Annotated in this window: 17 protein-coding genes; 11 read left to right on the forward strand and 6 right to left on the reverse strand. The window is 46.4% G+C overall.

Features of this window, described 5'->3' with window-relative positions; all coding sequences use genetic code 11:
* Nucleotides 1-5: 5 nt before the first annotated feature.
* Entirely contained in the window at nt 6-1163 is a 1158-nt protein-coding gene (locus ACPD8L_RS09535; protein ID WP_423943120.1) for a TIGR03364 family FAD-dependent oxidoreductase, read from the reverse strand.
* Complete coding sequence (locus ACPD8L_RS09540; protein WP_423943855.1) at nt 1153-2361, reverse strand: DUF5690 family protein; 1209 nt, start codon at nt 2359-2361, stop codon at nt 1153-1155. Before ACPD8L_RS09540 ends, ACPD8L_RS09535 begins: the two co-directional genes overlap by 11 nt.
* 280 nt (nt 2362-2641) lie before the next feature.
* On the opposite strand from ACPD8L_RS09540, the gene ACPD8L_RS09545 reads away from it, so the two are divergent.
* Genes ACPD8L_RS09545 through ACPD8L_RS09555 form a run of 3 tightly spaced genes read left to right on the forward strand, consistent with a single transcriptional unit; the run spans nt 2642 to nt 7152 of the window.
* A complete protein-coding gene (locus ACPD8L_RS09545; protein WP_423943121.1) occupies nt 2642-4132 on the forward strand; it encodes a xylulokinase in 1491 nt (496 codons plus the stop codon).
* Between the two features lie 13 nt (nt 4133-4145).
* Nucleotides 4146-5471, forward strand: a complete 1326-nt coding sequence (xylA, locus tag ACPD8L_RS09550) for a xylose isomerase (RefSeq protein WP_423943123.1) — start codon at nt 4146-4148, stop codon at nt 5469-5471.
* Nucleotides 5472-5499: 28 nt separating this feature from the next.
* Nucleotides 5500-7152: a sodium:solute symporter gene (locus ACPD8L_RS09555; protein WP_293303477.1), complete on the forward strand. Its 1653-nt coding sequence runs from the start codon at nt 5500-5502 to the stop codon at nt 7150-7152.
* Nucleotides 7153-7228: 76 nt separating this feature from the next.
* On the opposite strand, the gene ACPD8L_RS09560 is transcribed toward ACPD8L_RS09555, so the two are convergent.
* Together ACPD8L_RS09560 and ACPD8L_RS09565 are read right to left on the reverse strand one after the other, a co-directional pair.
* Complete coding sequence (locus ACPD8L_RS09560; protein WP_423943125.1) at nt 7229-7927, reverse strand: LytR/AlgR family response regulator transcription factor; 699 nt, start codon at nt 7925-7927, stop codon at nt 7229-7231.
* Nucleotides 7928-7937: 10 nt separating this feature from the next.
* Nucleotides 7938-8936, reverse strand: a complete 999-nt coding sequence (locus ACPD8L_RS09565) for a sensor histidine kinase (protein WP_116217633.1) — start codon at nt 8934-8936, stop codon at nt 7938-7940.
* A 242-nt stretch (nt 8937-9178) separates the two neighbouring features.
* On the opposite strand from ACPD8L_RS09565, the gene ACPD8L_RS09570 reads away from it, so the two are divergent.
* The 3 genes from ACPD8L_RS09570 to ACPD8L_RS09580 all read left to right on the forward strand — a co-directional run bounded on the left by ACPD8L_RS09570 (nt 9179) and on the right by ACPD8L_RS09580 (nt 12550).
* Nucleotides 9179-9739, forward strand: coding sequence for a YceI family protein (locus ACPD8L_RS09570; protein ID WP_423943127.1), 561 nt, complete (start codon nt 9179-9181; stop codon nt 9737-9739).
* A gap of 266 nt (nt 9740-10005) precedes the next feature.
* Complete coding sequence (locus tag ACPD8L_RS09575) at nt 10006-11019, forward strand: transporter family protein (protein WP_423943129.1); 1014 nt, start codon at nt 10006-10008, stop codon at nt 11017-11019.
* Nucleotides 11006-12550 carry a vanadium-dependent haloperoxidase gene (locus tag ACPD8L_RS09580; protein ID WP_423943131.1) on the forward strand — a complete coding sequence of 515 codons (1545 nt, stop codon included), beginning with the start codon at nt 11006-11008 and terminating at the stop codon, nt 12548-12550. The genes ACPD8L_RS09575 and ACPD8L_RS09580 overlap by 14 nt, the downstream gene beginning before the upstream one ends.
* Nucleotides 12551-12680: 130 nt before the next feature.
* Here the strand turns inward: ACPD8L_RS09580 and ACPD8L_RS09585 are convergent, their stop codons facing one another.
* On the reverse strand, nt 12681-13121 hold the full coding sequence (locus ACPD8L_RS09585; protein ID WP_423943132.1) for a hypothetical protein: 441 nt from the start codon (nt 13119-13121) through the stop codon (nt 12681-12683).
* A 119-nt stretch (nt 13122-13240) separates the two neighbouring features.
* Between ACPD8L_RS09585 and ACPD8L_RS09590 the strand changes: the two genes are divergently transcribed.
* From ACPD8L_RS09590 to ACPD8L_RS09600, 3 genes are read left to right on the forward strand one after another with little or no spacing between them, the layout of a single operon-like run.
* Nucleotides 13241-13480 carry a helix-turn-helix domain-containing protein gene (locus tag ACPD8L_RS09590; RefSeq protein WP_423943133.1) on the forward strand — a complete coding sequence of 80 codons (240 nt, stop codon included), beginning with the start codon at nt 13241-13243 and terminating at the stop codon, nt 13478-13480.
* A gap of 4 nt (nt 13481-13484) precedes the next feature.
* Nucleotides 13485-13742 (forward strand): helix-turn-helix domain-containing protein, encoded by a 258-nt coding sequence (locus ACPD8L_RS09595; protein ID WP_423943135.1) that lies wholly within the window; start codon nt 13485-13487, stop codon nt 13740-13742.
* Nucleotides 13729-13980: a helix-turn-helix domain-containing protein gene (locus ACPD8L_RS09600; protein ID WP_423943136.1), complete on the forward strand. Its 252-nt coding sequence runs from the start codon at nt 13729-13731 to the stop codon at nt 13978-13980. Before ACPD8L_RS09595 ends, ACPD8L_RS09600 begins: the two co-directional genes overlap by 14 nt.
* 34 nt (nt 13981-14014) lie before the next feature.
* Here ACPD8L_RS09600 and ACPD8L_RS09605 read toward each other — a convergent pair whose 3' ends face one another.
* Nucleotides 14015-15118 (reverse strand): acyltransferase family protein, encoded by a 1104-nt coding sequence (locus ACPD8L_RS09605; protein ID WP_423943138.1) that lies wholly within the window; start codon nt 15116-15118, stop codon nt 14015-14017.
* A 139-nt stretch (nt 15119-15257) separates the two neighbouring features.
* Between ACPD8L_RS09605 and ACPD8L_RS09610 the strand changes: the two genes are divergently transcribed.
* Nucleotides 15258-16655 (forward strand): sulfatase, encoded by a 1398-nt coding sequence (locus ACPD8L_RS09610; protein ID WP_423943140.1) that lies wholly within the window; start codon nt 15258-15260, stop codon nt 16653-16655.
* Between the two features lie 6 nt (nt 16656-16661).
* Entirely contained in the window at nt 16662-17069 is a 408-nt protein-coding gene (locus ACPD8L_RS09615) for a VOC family protein (RefSeq protein ID WP_423943142.1), read from the forward strand.
* Nucleotides 17070-17095: the final 26 nt, after the last annotated feature.

Here is a 17095-nt window from a genome sequence, read left to right on the forward strand (position 1 = left end):
GATTTTTATCGATTTAAAATTTTGGCAATATTCTTTTTTGAAAAACCGGCACTCCCCGTCATTCCCTTCCCTCCGATACCGGTAACAATGTGGATATCCTCGTCAATGGTCTTTTTGAAGATGTCACTGGTCTTACATTGGGAATACATTCCGTACCACCTACGCTGAATTTCGTAGTTGGGCAATTGAATGATTTTTTTGGCTTCCTCCACCATAAAGTTATCAATATCCATGTCAAGATCATACCCTAAATCATCCATATTGGCCGCATCGGCGTATTGATGTGAATCTCCCAAGATCACCGAACCGTCCAAGGCCTGTTTGAACAAAATGTGCACCCCCCAGTTTTTCTGCGGGGTATCCGGTAGTTCCTTGGCTTTAATTTCGTGATAGGATGGGCATTCGTAAAATGCCTCATATCTTCTGATGGACCATCCGGTTAAAATGGACCCTTTCAACGTATAATTTTCCTGGGGTTTGGTCTGCATCATCTGAAGCTTGGAAACTTCCAAGTCACTTTGGGCAAACAGTTCCGGGTAAAGATTTTTAAAATCGCTGCCGTTGCAAATGATCACCTTTCTACCAAAGATACTTTCACCCATCGAGCTCTGTACTTCTATCCCGCTCCCCGTTCTCTCGCAGGAAGAAACCAAAAATCCTGTCTTGATCTCCAATCCTTTTTGGGCCACTAGATATTCCTGTAGCCTATGGATCATGGTCCTAGGCTCAACGGTCACCTCATCAGGAAAAAAAAGTCCAGCCTTTACATAATCCCTACGTAGGCCGGGATACCGCTCCAAGCATTCACTCTTGGTGAGCATCTTGGAACCATACTCGTTATTGTTATTGATGGCCCGGAGCTCTACCAACAATTGCTCCTCTTCTTCATTGGATGCCAAGTACACTGTTCCATTTTGGCGAATGCTGATATCGAACTGGGATTGGATCTCTTTATAGATCCGAAGGCTTTCCCGCCCGTACTTTTGCCATTTGGTGTTCATCCCGGATGGAACTACCTGTCCAAAGTTTTGGGTGGTGGCGCCCTTGGGATAATTGTCCTTTTCAACCAAACAGACCTTCATCCCCAATTCCATGGCATGATAGGCATGAAACGTACCCAAAATACCACCTCCTACAACAACTACATCATATTTATTGTCCATAATCCAATTTCTGGTTCAATTTTTCTGATTTATGCCTTGCCCCAAAATGGACAAAAAGCACCACTGATATACAAATACCGATAATGGCCACGGCGTATGTGCCATATACAAAGAAGTTGAGCCATGAAAGGTTGGCCTGACCAAAGTTTTTATAGAGGAGCACCAAAACACTGCCCACATATCCAAAAGCATCGGCTATATAAATCAAGAACCCTGAGTTGCCCTTTATCTTGAATGCCGCAATGAAACGATCAAAGAACAAGCAGTTGAACGGAACATAACAGATGTAGAGCCCAAAACCCGTACAGACCATCCAAACAAAGGGGTTCATCAAACCCAGTTGGAACATGAGGGTGGAAATACCCAGCACCACGGTTCCCAATATCAACAGTAAATGATACGTCAACAATGCCCTAAAGTTATCCTTCACATAAAAAATGGAGCCTATGATCAAGAGCACAATAATGGCGATGATAATTTCCGATGTGGAAAAGACGGAAATATCTCCTTGATACCCCATACTGTCCCACAATTCCCTGGCAAAATTGTCTCGGAAATCCCTAAACGCGGTCAAGAAGGTATAAAAAATGACCACCAACAAAAGTGGAAAAAAGAATTTCTTCACAAGGGCTTTACGGTCTTCACTGGTCATGGGAACACGTTCGGTACGCTGCTCCATATCCGAGGCTGTGGGCGGGGGCACCCGTTGTAAAAAGTAGGAGGACAATAATAATGGAAGAACAAAAAGCGCCCCGGTCACCGAAGGCATCCAAAGCTCACTTACCCCCCAATAATTCATCACGTAAAGCCCAACGGATTTTACCACACCGCTTGAAACGATAAAGCTAGCACACAAGATCACGCCCAACACATCGGTGAACCTTCTTCCCTCAACATAAGAAAATACAATGCCCCAAACCATTCCTAGGGGAATGCCGTTCAAAAACATAAAAACGATATTATAGGGAGCCGGTAGGGTTGCAAAGCCGATCAATGCCATTTCAGCTAAAAAGATCAGGGAAATCAAGAGCAACAACCTTCGGTTGGGTTTCAATTCGGAAATGACCTTGATGCCAATAAATTTGGAAAGGGCATATCCCAGAACCTGGGCAATGATCAACAATATTTTGTAATCCACCCCAAAGTAAGCCAGCCCGTCGAACGTTGCCACGGTGAAGGGCTTCCGAAAAGCATACATACAAAAGTACGTGCCAAAGGCCGCTAGGGAGGCGTGCAGGACGAAAACTAGGGAAGACCGTCTTTTATGGGCGTTTTGGGCTGACACAATGTTTACAAATAATAAAATAAAGTTTCAAATTACTCACTTTTTTTGGAAAACAATCCGCTTTTTTAGTTTAAATAATCGTTAGCAAAAAATTATTCCTGTTCCATCCTAAATTGCTCTTGATCATGATTCTTGGATGACATTTAATTTTTAATGCTATTTTAATTGAATATTTGAAGCGCTCGACAACAACATGGTTAAATATTGGTTAGGTTTTGATATTGGCAGTTCATCCATTAAGGCAGCCTTGGTAAATTCAGAGAATGGAAGTGTGGTGGATGTTGCACAGCAGCCCGAAAAGGAAATGCCCATCATGGCCCCAAATCCAGGCTGGGGAGAGCAAGACCCCGAACTCTGGTGGAAACACCTTTGTACTACGGTACGTGAGTTGATTTCCAAAAATGGGATTTCCAAAGAAGACATCAAAGGCATAGGCATATCGTACCAAATGCACGGTTTGGTCGTGGTGGATAAGTTCCATAAACCTATCCGGCCCTCTATAATTTGGTGCGATAGTAGAGCCGTGGAAACCGGGGAAGAGCTGTTCAACAAGGCCGGTAAAGAAAAGTGTGTGGAGCATCTCCTCAACTCCCCCGGAAATTTCACGCTTTCCAAACTAAAATGGGTCAAGGACCACGAACCTGAAATTTTTAGGAACATCCACAAGTTCATGCTGCCCGGTGATTATATTGCCCTAAAATTATCCGGCTCCTGTGTTACCACACCATCTGGGCTTTCCGAAGGAATTTTATGGGATTTCAAAACCAATGAAGTGGCCACATGGCTATTGGAGGAAGCTGGTATTGACCCTTCCTTGGTTTCTGAAATACGTCCCACTTTTTCGGAACAGGGTTTTGTGAGCAAGCAAGGTGCTTTGGAATCCGGACTTCCCGAGGGCATCCCCATTCTTTACCGATCAGGGGACCAACCCAACAACGCCCTCTCCTTGAATGTCATGGAACCCGGACAGATAGCCGCCACCGGAGGTACTTCAGGAGTAGTTTATGCCCTATCCGATAAAGAAACCACCCAAGAACACACACGGATCAATAGCTTCGCCCACGTTAACCACACATCCAAAGACCCAAGGATCGGAAAATTGCTTTGCATCAACGGTACAGGAATCCAATACAGTTGGATCAGGAACGAGCTCACCCAAGGTCTTTCCTATCACCAAATGAACCAAATGGCGGAATCCATCCCCATTGGTGCCCAAGGGTTGAGCATTCTTCCCTTTGGGAACGGCACCGAACGTATGCTGAACAATTTTGGGAAAGGTTCGCGAATCCTGAACCTTCGGTTTAACCTACACAAAGCACCCCATATGTTTAGGGCCGCCTTGGAGGGCATTGCGTTCTCCTTTGTGTACGGCATGGAAATCCTACAAAACGATGGGGTGGACATCACCTCGATCAAAGCAGGTAATGACAATCTCTTCAGGGCGAGCATATTTTCCAAGACCATTGCCTCACTGACCAGTAGTCGCATAGATATTGTAGAGACCACTGGGGCCGTTGGGGCGGCCAGGGCAGCAGCCTATGCCCACGGGGATTTTGACAGTATCGCCGAAGCTACGGCCACGGATGCCGTTCAGTTGACCTATGAACCCGACGCTAACACTGAAAACTATCAAGAAGCCTATCACAACTGGAAAAAAGAACTAAAAACATACCTAGAACATTGAACAATAGAAAACTATGATCACAAAAGGAGATAAGGAATTTTTCAAAGGAATCGGAAAAATACAGTTTGAAGGAAAGGAATCCCATAATCCCATGGCCTTTAAATATTATGATGAGAACAGGATGGTGGGCAACAAGACCATGAAGGAACATTTTAAGTTTGCCATTGCCTATTGGCATACCTTCACCGGTGTAGGGGCCGATCCTTTCGGGGCGCCTACCCAAGAATTTCCTTGGTTGGCCAGTACGGACCCCATTCAACAGGCCAAGGACAAAATGGATGCCGCTTTTGAATTCATCACCAAAATTGGGGCTCCCTACTATTGTTTCCACGATTTTGACCTGATTGCCGAAGGGAATTCGTTGGCCGAGTCTGAAAAACGACTGGAAATCATTACCGATTACGCCCAAGAAAAAATGAAGGCTTCTGGGGTAAAGCTATTGTGGGGAACCGCAAATTGCTTTAGCAATCCCAAATACATGAACGGAGCGGCCACCAATCCCGACTTTGATGTTGTGGCCCATGCCGGAGCACAAGTGAAAAACGCCTTGGATGCCACTATCAAACTGAATGGAGAAAACTATGTGTTCTGGGGAGGTCGCGAAGGGTATATGTCCCTATTGAATACCGATATGGGCCGCGAACAGGACCACATGGCCCGGTTCCTGCACATGGCCAAGGACTATGCCCGAAAACAAGGGTTCAAGGGAACGTTCTTTATTGAACCAAAGCCCATGGAACCTTCCAAACACCAGTATGATTTTGATGCGGCCACGGTCATCGGTTTTCTGACCAAGTATGATCTTTTGGACGATTTCAAACTCAATATCGAAGTCAATCATGCCACCTTGGCCCTGCACACTTTTGAACATGAACTCCAGGTTGCAGCAGACAATGGGATGCTGGGCAGCATCGATGCCAACCGGGGCGACTATCAAAACGGATGGGATACCGACCAATTCCCCGTAGATGCATATGAGCTGGCCCAAGCCATGCTGGTCATCTTGCAAGCCGGTGGCTTTCAGGGTGGTGGAATCAATTTTGACGCCAAGATTCGGAGAAACTCGACCGACTTGGAGGACATCTTCCATGCCCACATAGGCGGAATGGACGCTTTTGCTAGGGCCTTATTGGCCGCCAACACTATATTGGAAAATTCCAATTATATTAGCATGAGGAGGGACCGATACAGCTCGTTTGATTCCGGCACCGGAAAAGCCTTTGAAGACGGTACGCTTTCCTTGTTAGACCTACATGCACACGCTTCCAAAAACCCTGAGATCAAAAAGCGTAGTGGAAAACAGGAATTGTTTGAGAACATAATCAATCAATACATATAACTAACTAAGCAAACAAACCAATTTAATTATGGAATCAGTTTTAGAAAAGCCGGACTGGATCGTTCTGGGCATTTACTTCTTGGCCCTGATCGGAGTGGCCGTTTGGGTAGTGGCCCAGAAGAATAAAAACACCGAGGACTATTTTTTGGCAGGTAGAAATGTGGGGTGGTTCGTTATCGGCGCCTCAATTTTTGCATCGAACATTGGCTCGGAACACGTAGTCGGCTTGGCAGGAACCGGATTTGAATCGGGCACACCCATGGCCCATTATGAGCTTCATGCCTGGATCGTTCTACTGCTGGGATGGTTGTTCCTCCCGTTCTACATACGAAGCGGGGCATTTACCATGCCCGAGTTCCTGGAAAAACGTTTTGATAGCCGGTCACGATGGTTCCTATCCATATTTTCATTGGTGGCCTACGTGCTCACCAAGGTTTCCGTGACCATTTATGCAGGGGGGATTGTAGTTTCCGAACTGCTTGGGATTCCGTTTTGGTATGGGGCCATAGGAGTTGTTGTCTTTACTGGGATTTATACCGTGGTGGGTGGAATGAAAGCGGTGATCTACACGGAAACCCTACAAACCGTTATCTTGATCTTAGGTTCCTTGATCATCACCTATTTGGGGCTTCAGGAAGTTGGAGGCTGGGGACAGCTACGGGAAACCGTGACCTCCGTTAGTCCGGACCACTTTAACATGTGGCGTCCCATGAGCGATCCAGATTTTCCGTGGACCGGTCTGTTGATCGGGGGAACCATTGTGGGAATCTGGTATTGGTGTACCGACCAATATATTGTACAGCGAACCCTTGCTGCCAACAACATTAAAATAGGTAGACGTGGAGCCATTTTTGGGGCTTATCTAAAACTGATGCCCATCCTGATTTTCTTGATTCCCGGCATCATCGCCTTTGCCCTGACCATTCAAAACCCTGAAGTATTCAACGTGGAACGTGCCGACAGGGCCTTCCCCATGCTGGTAAAGACTCTTTTGCCCGTTGGATTGAAAGGCTTGGTGGCTGGTGGACTTATGGCCGCATTGATGAGTTCCCTGGCCTCTGTGTTCAACTCCTGTTCCACCATTTTCACCATCGATATCTATAAAAAACTTCGTCCCGAAAAATCTGAACGGGAATTGCTCACCATTGGTAAAATTGCCACGGGAATCATTGTGGTGCTTGGTATTGTTTGGATTCCCATCATGGACAAAATCGGGGGTGGGGTCATGTACCAATACCTTCAGAACGTACAATCCTATATTGCCCCCCCAGTGACCACTGTGTTCCTATTGGGAATCATCTGGAAACGGGTCAATTCAAAAGCGGCCATCACCACACTTTTGGCGGGTCTGGTGCTTTTGGTACTCCGTTTGGGCTCGGAAATTTATTATCAGCCCCAAATCACCTCGGGTGAAGAAGTACCCGGATTCCTATTTCAATTTGCCACCGTGAATTTTGCCCATATGGCCATTTTCATGTTCATTTTTTCGGTAGCTCTGTGTATTGCCGTCACTTTGGCCACGGCTCCTCCAAATTACGCATTGATCAAGGGACTTTCCTTTGGCACCTTGTCTGAAGAGGACCGGGCCGCCACCAAAGGAAGCTACAGCACTGTGGATGTGGTGCTTTCCGTGCTCTTGGTCGTAATAGTGATTGCCATTTTATCTTATTTTACCGGATAAGGTTCAAAAAATATCCAACAAGAAAGGCCCGGAAATTTCCGGGCCTTTTTATTTTCAAGAGTAATGATGTTCTTGATTACAATATACTGTTCAGAAAGTTATCCTTGTAGGCACGCCCAATGGGAATTTTCGCCCCATTGGTCAAATACACCAAGTTGCCCGATATCCTATCGATTTTTTTGGTGTTGATGATATGCGATTTGTGCACCTGAAAAAACTGGGGTGGCCCCAAAACGGTCACCCAATGCCGCAGCGGTTCGTTGGACAATATCTTTCGGTGTTCCAAACGGATTTCCGTATAATCGGAATCAGACGAAATGGTCAGAATGTCGTCCACCGCAACCTTGATGTGCTCATGGCTCGACTTCACATAAATCTCGTTGATCGGATTGGGGGGGATACCGTTATTTTTCAGGTCAGGGTGTTCCTTTTTGTTATCCAGTTTGTTCACAGCCTGCAAAAAGCGTTGAAAGGAAAACGGTTTCAACAAATAATCCACAACGTTCAAATCATATCCTTCCAAGGCATATTCCGAGAAAGCCGTGGTCAGTATCACGTTGGGTGGATCTTGGATGCTCTTTAAAAAGTCAATCCCATTGATTTTGGGCAAATGGATGTCCAAGAACATCAAATCCACTGGTTCGGATTTTAGAAACTCCAAGGCCTGCAGTCCATCAGAAAATACTCCCACCAGTTCAAGGGAACTTACGTCCTTGATGAACTTTTCAAGAATACGCTGCGCCGGCGGTTGGTCTTCAACAATAATGCACCTCATACCCTATACTTTATACTTTTTCGAGTTCCAGCCTCAAGTATACATCATAACTTTTATTCTCGTCCTTTATTTCCAACTTATGTTTGTTGGGATAGAGCAACTGCAAACGCTTTTGCACATTTTGGAGCCCGATACCCTTTGCGACCGTATCCAGGCTGGGCACCGCCTCAAAGTTGTTCTTGCAATAAAACTCCAGAACGGAATTGTCCATTTTCACGGAAATATCAATCTCAATGTCCGAAGATTGCCCAGACTGGCTGTGCTTGAACGCATTCTCAATGAAAACAATCAAAATCAACGGAGCAATTTTGTATCCTGCACCTATGTTGCTTGTTTCAAAGCGGACCTGCCCTCTATCCTCAATCTGCAACTTGTACAATTTGATGAAATTATCCAACTGTTCCAGCTCCTTTTTCAAGGGAACAAACTGCTCTTTGGACTCATAGAGCATATATCGCAGAACCCCACTCATCTCCAAAATGATCTCTGGTGTCTTGGGTGAGTTCTGCAATGCATAGGAATAAAGGTTGTTCAAATTATTGAACAAAAAATGGGGGTTGATCTGCGATCGTAAAAATTGAAGCTCGCTTTCCTGTATGGTGCTTTGCAGCTCGTCTATCTCTGCTTGTTTTTGAAGGGCATCCCATCCAAATTTACAACCGGACAATATGGTCATAACCGGCAACACTCCCAATAAGGATAGATACACCCCGGGGAAAGAGTTTCCCCTTTTGGTATTGGGAAACATTAAAGGTTCCAGCACCAATTCCTCCAACAAGATCACCGCGGTGACCACAAGGCCAAAGGCAATGAAGAATTGCCAATACTTCTTTTTATAGAGGTATTTGGGCATTAAATAATAGGTGATGATGACCGTGGCCGCACTGTAGAACAACAGAAAGATGGCCCGATCAATATCAATACCGCCCTCATGTTTGTTAAACGAGAAAAACAGTAGCACGATCAGGTGCAGCACAATTTGAAAAATAAGCTCTTTCCTTGAAATCAACACGTTACCATTAAGTGAATGTCAAAACTAGGTATAATCCCCCTTTAAAGGAAAAATGTTTTGCCAACAACAAAATTTACCCCTTGAACGACAGTTTAGTTAAAATTTTCATAAATCCTGTTGATGACATATCCACTTCTACCGTTCACGGAAAATAGTTCAACATATCCGCCTTGATTGATCAAATTAGTAGGTATCAACCCAAAAAAGGAAACTTCACTAATAATCTAAAAGTAACCATCATGAAAAAAACTGTATTCATTCTCGCCCTTCTTGCTGGGGCCATGGTATCCGCACAATCCACATGGAAATCGGACGGGGCCCATTCCAAGGTTGGATTTGCCATTACCCACCTTATGATTTCCGAAGTGGAAGGTCATTTCAGCGATTTTGACATTACCGCCTCGGCTTCCGATACTTTTGACAATGCTGAATTCACGGTCGATATTAAAACCACCAGTATCGATACAGACAACACCAACCGGGACAATCATTTGCGAAGCGATGATTTTTTTGGCGCCGAGACCCATCCCGCCATCACTTTTAAGAGCAACACCTTTGAAAAAACCGGGGACAAGACCTTTAAACTTACTGGAGACCTAACCATGCACGGCGTAACCAAAATAGTTACCCTTAATGGAAAGGTGAATGGAATTATAACCGACCAACGCAGCCAAAAGTTGAAAGCGGGGCTTAAGCTCACCGGCACCATCAACCGATTGGATTTTGGTGTGGGCGGTGAAACCGTTTCCCTTGGCAATGACGTTGACCTGACCATTAATCTGGAAATGGCCCAACAATAAAAAATAAAAGCCACCAACTTTGGTGGCTTTTTTTATTAAATCTTATGTATTGCTTTGTTATATATAATTCCTTTTAGCCTTAATTTCCCCTTTTTAGGTCTTTCTTAACCTTATTAACCCTTCCTTAACCCTTCTTATTTTTCCTTAATCTGTTCGCTTGCGCCATACCTCTATTTTAGCCAGCGGCATGACCCAACGACCATCATATCAATCATAAAATAGGCCCGGAGTCATTGCCTTGACCTTTTTCCAATCAAAACTAAATAATGATTCCATTAAACAACACTTCTAAACAGGGTTCCCCATTTAGGTCCAGGTTTTCTTGGCCCCATCTGCTGGTTACCCTAACGCTATTATGCATCTGGTCACCGAACCCGCTTCGGGCACAGACTCCCAGCGATGCCTTGATGATGCCCTCCAAGAACATATGCGTCTTGTTTGCCTATGACATGGGCAGCTTTGACCGCTATTGGGAAGGCGGCTATCTACGGTCCAATGAGACCATTGCCACGGTAGACCGTAACACGGTATTGCCCATGGCGGCCATTGGTATTTTGGACGACCTCAACTTTTATATTGGCCTGCCCTTCATCAGTACGGATTCTTCGGAACCCAATGGAGGAAAGTTTACTGGGGCAAGAGGGTTTCAGGATATTGGCTTCGCCTTAAAGTATAGGGCCGTTCAAAAAACCTTGGGCAATGGGGAGCTATCCGTCTTGACCACGGCCGGATTTTCAACTCCCCTCACCAATTATCTGTCCGATTACAAGCCCTACAGCATTGGTTCGGGCGCTCCAGAGTTTTCACTACGGGCGATAAGTCAATACCAACTCTCCAACGGCTGGTTCGTAAGAGGTTCCTTGGCCCATCTTTGGCGTGGCTATACCGAGGCCGAACGGGATTACTATTACAACAACGGCAGCTACTACACCGCTTGGATGGATGTCCCGAACGCCTGGACCTATGAAGGCATCGTTGGAAAGTGGTTCTTTGACTACTCGTTCAAGTTGGAATTCAACTATACCGGATTGGATTCCACCAGCGGGGACGATATCAGGGCCTATAATGCCGCACAGCCCACCAATAAGGTGAAGTTTGACCGCATTGGGCTTTCGGCACAATACTATTTTAAATCCTTGAAGGGATTGGGCGTTGTGGCCTACCACAACAGGATCATTGATGGGCGGAATATGCCCAAACTCAGCAATACCGGCTTTGGTATTACCTATCAGTTCAACCCATTCAAAAAACCAATTGAAGCAACCGATGATGTACAATAAGATATCCACCCTACTTTGGGCCATTGCCCTTGTGGTTTTGGTCTCCTGCGAAAAAGATACCCCGCGCTACCTTCCCTATGAAAGTTATGCGTATTCCGAACTTGATGAAAACGGTGGGGACTGGACCCCCGTGCTGCATGATTCCGGGGCCTCGATACCCGTGGATGCACCCGAGTCTTCCGATTCCCAAGCCTATCAAGCGGAGCTGGCAGACCTGAAAGCCGACATGCAAAGCATGAGCTCAGAACAGAAAAGAGCCGTAAAGTATTGGACCAACAATCCGGCCATTCGCTGGAACGAGGTTGCCTTGGAACTCATTGCCAAGTACAACCTCATCCCCGGTCCCAATGCCGATGGCACCTATACCCTGCCCAGTCCATCCAACCCAGAAGGGCCACCGGCCTTTCCTTTTGCGCACCCACCTTATGCGTGTAGGGCATTGGCCTATATGTCCGTGGCACAGTTTGATGGCCTCATCAGTGCATGGCATTACAAATACCAATACAATCGGGCGGCACCCTATCAACAGGATGGGGGCATCGATTTTGCCTATGAGGAAAATGCCATCCCCTCCTATCCCTCGGATGGAGCGGTGATCGCAAGGGCCTCACGGAACATCCTTACAGCCATGTTTCCTTTGGAAGCGGAGTATCTGCAAGATTTGGAGGAAGAGCATTTGGAAAGCCTCCGATTGTCCGGCGGGCATGTGATGAGCGATGTCACCGCAGGCGTGGCCATTGGCGATGTGGTCTCGGCCACTGCCTTGGCACGGGCTTCCACCGATGGCATGAGCAAGGCCCAGACCCCAAAAGCCGTTTCCGATTCCATTAAACAGGCCGCCTATGACCGATTCGGTTGGGCCTGGGATAATTTGGAAATCCCAGTACGTCCTGTGGGGTTGACACCTCTTTTTGGAAAAGTGACCATGTGGAGTATTGACGATGTGGAAAGTGTACGCCCCATTGCACCACCACAACTGGACTCACAGGAATTTTTGGACGATGTGGAACTGCTCAAGGACTATGCCCGCAACATGACGGACGAATATCGCAGGATTGCCAACTTTTGGCAAGATGGACTGGGCACCTACACCCCTCCGGGACACTGGAACCGCATTGCCAACGAATTTATCGTGGACTACCGATTGAACCCTTTACAGACCTCCCGTACCTTGGCCTATATGAACATGGCCATCATGGATGCGGGAATCAGCTGTTGGGATGCCAAATATTATTACCACTATCCCAGACCCATCCAGATGATCGAAGGGTTTGAGACCATCGCCGGGACCCCGAACTTTCCGAGCTATACCTCTGGGCACAGTGTGTTCTCGGCAGCGGGATCGGAAGTGTTGGCCTATGTTTTCCCCGAAGAGGCCAGCAAGGTAAGGGGTTGGGCCGAAGAGGCCGCCATATCACGGGTGTATGGTGGAATCCATTGGAGCTTTGATGCCACCGTGGGTACCGACCAAGGCCGTGAAGTGGCACAGTATACCATTGATCGCGCCATGGCCGATGGTGCTGACCAATAAAATGGAAGACGCCCTGTAAGCCAAGGGGCAATCTTCCCGACCAACAACATCAGATCAAAACAATCTGAAAAACTAGCTTTACAGGAAAGAGCCCGCCAATATCGGTGGGCTTTTTTACTGCAACAACCCTTTAGGGTTGGGCCACACCTTGCCGCTCCACCAGTTTTATATATAGAGGATTTACATAACAATGCCGTACCAAGATGTGGAGTTGGGGGTCTGGGGCCTCAATGGTGAACTGTAGGTCCAGTTCATCGGTGTTGATCTGTAAAAAACCGCGAGCCAAGGGTCGTGGCATGCCCAATGCATTGCTCTCGAACGAGAATTTAGAAGTGGGTAGCCCAAACCGAAAGGAAAACTGAAACACCAGTTGGTCCAACACCTCCATTTGGGGTATTCCGGGCGATGGTGGGGCATGGATGCGGAGTTTGGCATTCTCCCGAACGATCCTGTTGAGCAACTTGTTTTCATTGAACAAATGGATGTCCAGATGGGAGAAGGTAATTTCTAGGGAGGTACTGGTACGCTGGTCCAAAAAATATTGGATCTCCCCCAATAGATCAATAGGCATAGCAAAGAGATTACGGTTCAGGGGGTTATGCCAGCATTTCTGTTACAATGATAAGAAAAATAATTAAAATACCTCATCGAGGATGTCATTATTTTATTAAACTATAGGCAAATTGGCATGTGCTCAATACCTACACACAAGAAGACAAGGAAATCATGAAGTCTGTTGGTGAGAGAATCCGACAACTTCGCAATGCGAAAGGATTGTCCCAATTCCAACTTTCCATAGAAGCAGATGTCACCAAAAACCATATTGGAAGAATTGAACGTGCAGAGCGTAACACCAGTTTGGTCACCCTCAACCGAATTGCCAGTGCCTTGGGAGTTCCCTTGTACACCTTATTTTTGAAAGAGGGTTAGAACCATGCGAAGAAAATACACCCAAGAAGAGGTACAAATCTTAAAAGATTTTGGACTACGGGTACGAGATTTAAGGGAAGCGGCCGGACTGTCCCAGGCTGCTTTGGAAACAGATGCGAAGATGTCCAAAAATCAGGTCGGGAGAATAGAACGTGGAGAAATCAGTACTTCCATTGTCAATCTCCATCTTTTGGCACAAGCACTGAATGTGCCGATAAAATATTTTTTTGAATCACAATCCAACACAAATGGGATTTTATGAAAGCGAGCTTGAAAGGCAGGAAAACGAGTTCAAAAAACAGCTTGGTGAAAAAATCAAGGGCCATAGGTCCGCAATCGGATTATCCCAACATCAATTGGCGTTGGAGGCCAACATCAGCAGAACCCAAATCAGTAGATTGGAGAATGGGGAGATCAATACCAGTGTCATCAGTCTACTTAGAGTGGCTAGGGCTCTGAACCTAAACAAAGAACAGTTACTGGATTTGTTTGAGTATTAAAATTGATGAAAGTGAGTTTTGTTAATAAACGTCCTTACACCTTAAAATAGACTCTCTTCTTATCCAAAAAGTAGGTGAGGTACCAAAAGATAAAGAGTACGAACAAGGCATTGATCACCATGATCCAATCTTGGGGCAGGCCGATCGGGGTCAAGAGCCCTTCGGTCCAAATTTTTCCAAAATCCTGAAACCATTGCACCCCCACGGTCTCTGCAAACAAATAGATAAAGATGGAGTTGGTGCCCACTACGGAGAATATTTTCAACCAATTGGCCTTATAACCCTTAACATCAATCCCCCAATAGAACAAGGCCAATACCAGAACGGCAATACCCCCGGAGGCCAAGGTAAAGGAGGTCGTGGCAATCCTTTTGATGATCGGGGTAATGTCCAACACATCCATGGCCAGACCCAGCACCAGAATCCCCAGTCCCCAAATGACGAATGCCTTTAGTTTTTCCTTCGCATCCCTATTGGAGAGCAACACCTGTCCGCAGACCACACCCCAAATGGTGTGGGCCGCCGTAGGGATAAAATTGATGAAGACCCAATAACCACTATTGGTCTTTCCCATTACCAGCATATCTACCCAAGAACCAAAACTTTCGCCTTGGTTGTATGGGTTTTCGGGATTGTAGGCCCGGTACAATACTTCGGTCAATATTAAAAGTGCTGCGGATATGGCCAATTGAACTTTATGGGGAAGCTGCATGATGGCGTAGGCGATCAGTATGGTGAACGCCAACTGCACCAGAACATTCCAAAGTTCCCAGACCAGTTTATGGCTGTAGACACAGTGCAGCAGTACTCCAAAACTGAACAGCAGGAAACACCTTTTCAAGATATGCCGGGTCACTGCGCCCTTGTCCCCATTGGCCAGTCGTTTACGTGCTGAAAAAGGCATGGCCACCCCCACGATGAACATGAAAAAGGGCTGGATCAAGTCCCAAAACCGAAGCCCGTTCCAAGGGTGGTGGTGCAATTGATGGGCAAGTCCTTCCAACCAAGTGCCTTCGGCCAAGGTTGAAAAATTACCGTGAAATCCGGCCGCTTCGGCAATCAATAGGAACATGGTCAAACCCCGGAATACATCCAAGGAAAAAAGACGTTGGGAAACGTTGGTGGTAGATGGCGACATAGATGGTTGGTTGGATACTCGCCACAAGATAGCCCATTTGTTATACATCCCAATGGCACCAAAGCATGAACCGACCAAAGAAATGACTTGCGAATTGTATCTTAGTAAGGTCATCAAGGAAAAATCAAACCAAACCTTCATGAGGTCAACTCTCTGCATTGCTTTTGTTCTTCTGATACTTTGTATCAGTGCTTGCGATAACCCTTCCCCTACCGTGGAACGGCCTAACATATTGATCATCAATGTGGATGATATGGGTTGGAAAGATGTGGGCTTTATGGGCAGCACCTATTACGAAACCCCACATATTGATGCGCTCTCGGCCCAAGGCATGGTGTTCAGCAATGGCTATGCGGGTGCATCCAACTGTGCCCCGAGCAGGGCCAGTCTTCTTACAGGACAATGGACACCCCGTCATGGCATCTATACCGTCAATTCCTCCGAGAGGGGTGCATCGAAAGACCGAAAGCTCATTCCCATCCAAAACACGACCACACTGGCCCAGACCCATACCACCTTTTCCAAAATATTGCACAAGAACGGCTATGCTACCTGCCATTCGGGCAAATGGCACATCAGCGACAGCCCCCTGGATTATGGTTTTGAACTGAACATTGGTGGCGGTCACAATGGGCATCCCAGCAGTTATTACCCGCCATATCAAAATGTCGATCTAAATACAGATGGCGATGGCTACCTTACCGATGTCATCATGGAAAAGACCCTAAAGTTTGTGGACAGCGTGACCCAACCCTTTCTCCTGTATTATGCTCCTTATGCAGTACATACTCCCATACAGCCTGTGGCAGATCTATTGGGAAAATACCAGCAAAAATCTGGCTCCAAGGGGCAAAATAATGCCGAATATGCCACCATGGTGGAGAATCTGGACAGGAATATTGGCCTGTTGATCTCAAAATTGAAGGAAAAGGGTGTTTTTGACCGTACGCTGATCATTTTTACTTCAGACAATGGCGGACTCTACGGCATTACCCAACAGCAACCGCTACGAGCAGGGAAGGGAAGTTATTACGAAGGGGGCATCCGTGTACCCTTTTTCTTTGTAATGAAGGACAACATCCCCGCCCATTCCAAAAGCGATGTTCCCATCACCAACTTAGACCTTTTCCCGACCCTGATGCACTATGCCGGAATCCAAGAGGGCCAAAAGGAGTTGGATGGCCATGACCTCTCCCCTATTTTAGAGGGAAAAACCAGTTCATTGGACCGCGAGTTATATTGGCATTTCCCCATTTACTTGGAAGCCTACAATGCCTCAGACAATGAAAACAGGGATAGTTTGTTCCGAACACGGCCAGGCTCTGTAATACGGAAAGGGGACTGGAAACTGCACTATTATTTTGAAAATGACGAAATTGAACTCTTTAATCTGACAACAGATAGTAGTGAAAGGAACAATTTGGCTTCGCAGGAGCCTGAAAAAAAGGAGGAGCTGCTCAAAGCGCTAAAAACATGGTGGAAAGAAACCAAAGCACCCATTCCTACAACACTGAACCCTGAATATGAAAACAAATAAGAACCTATGAAACCTAGAATCAGTATGGTCTCTTTGGGGGTTGCCGACCTAGGAAAATCCATTGCATTTTATCGCGATGGGCTGGGACTGCCCATGCTCCCTTCCCCTCCCGGCGTTGCTTTTTTCAACCTGAACGGTACATGGCTCGGACTTTCGGGCCGCGAAAGTTTGGCAGCCGATGTCGGTATTCCTTCCGAAGGAAGCGGATATACGGGAATAAATTTAGCCCATAACGTAGCTTCGGAAAACGAAGTTATGGAAGTCTTGGAACAGGCCGTCAACGCTGGTGCCGTATTGATAAAGTCTGCCCAAAGAGCAGATTGGGGCGGTTTCCACGGTTATTTTAAAGACTTGGACGGCCACCTATGGGAGGTGGCGCATAATCCATTTGCTTGGGTGGGTCCTGAGGATTAAGAGCAACCTTCAAGATCGTTTCTGTT

The organism is Flagellimonas algicida (assembly GCF_049629585.1).
In the GTDB taxonomy this organism is placed as follows: Bacteria; Bacteroidota; Bacteroidia; order Flavobacteriales; family Flavobacteriaceae; genus Flagellimonas.

Excerpts from the sequence above, each read along its gene's own strand:
- ACPD8L_RS09535 (WP_423943120.1), bottom strand. The coding sequence starts at position 1,163 with ATGGACAATAAATATGATGTAGTTGTTGTAGGAGGTGGTATTTTGGGT.
- ACPD8L_RS09540 (WP_423943855.1), bottom strand. The coding sequence starts at position 2,361 with ATGTATGCTTTTCGGAAGCCCTTCACCGTGGCAACGTTCGACGGGCTG.
- ACPD8L_RS09545 (WP_423943121.1), top strand. The coding sequence starts at position 2,642 with ATGGTTAAATATTGGTTAGGTTTTGATATTGGCAGTTCATCCATTAAG.
- xylA (WP_423943123.1), top strand. The coding sequence starts at position 4,146 with ATGATCACAAAAGGAGATAAGGAATTTTTCAAAGGAATCGGAAAAATA.
- ACPD8L_RS09555 (WP_293303477.1), top strand. The coding sequence starts at position 5,500 with ATGGAATCAGTTTTAGAAAAGCCGGACTGGATCGTTCTGGGCATTTAC.
- ACPD8L_RS09560 (WP_423943125.1), bottom strand. The coding sequence starts at position 7,927 with ATGAGGTGCATTATTGTTGAAGACCAACCGCCGGCGCAGCGTATTCTT.
- ACPD8L_RS09570 (WP_423943127.1), top strand. The coding sequence starts at position 9,179 with ATGAAAAAAACTGTATTCATTCTCGCCCTTCTTGCTGGGGCCATGGTA.
- ACPD8L_RS09575 (WP_423943129.1), top strand. The coding sequence starts at position 10,006 with ATGATTCCATTAAACAACACTTCTAAACAGGGTTCCCCATTTAGGTCC.
- ACPD8L_RS09580 (WP_423943131.1), top strand. The coding sequence starts at position 11,006 with ATGATGTACAATAAGATATCCACCCTACTTTGGGCCATTGCCCTTGTG.
- ACPD8L_RS09585 (WP_423943132.1), bottom strand. The coding sequence starts at position 13,121 with ATGCCTATTGATCTATTGGGGGAGATCCAATATTTTTTGGACCAGCGT.
- ACPD8L_RS09595 (WP_423943135.1), top strand. The coding sequence starts at position 13,485 with ATGCGAAGAAAATACACCCAAGAAGAGGTACAAATCTTAAAAGATTTT.
- ACPD8L_RS09600 (WP_423943136.1), top strand. The coding sequence starts at position 13,729 with ATGGGATTTTATGAAAGCGAGCTTGAAAGGCAGGAAAACGAGTTCAAA.
- ACPD8L_RS09605 (WP_423943138.1), bottom strand. The coding sequence starts at position 15,118 with ATGTCGCCATCTACCACCAACGTTTCCCAACGTCTTTTTTCCTTGGAT.
- ACPD8L_RS09610 (WP_423943140.1), top strand. The coding sequence starts at position 15,258 with ATGAGGTCAACTCTCTGCATTGCTTTTGTTCTTCTGATACTTTGTATC.
- ACPD8L_RS09615 (WP_423943142.1), top strand. The coding sequence starts at position 16,662 with ATGAAACCTAGAATCAGTATGGTCTCTTTGGGGGTTGCCGACCTAGGA.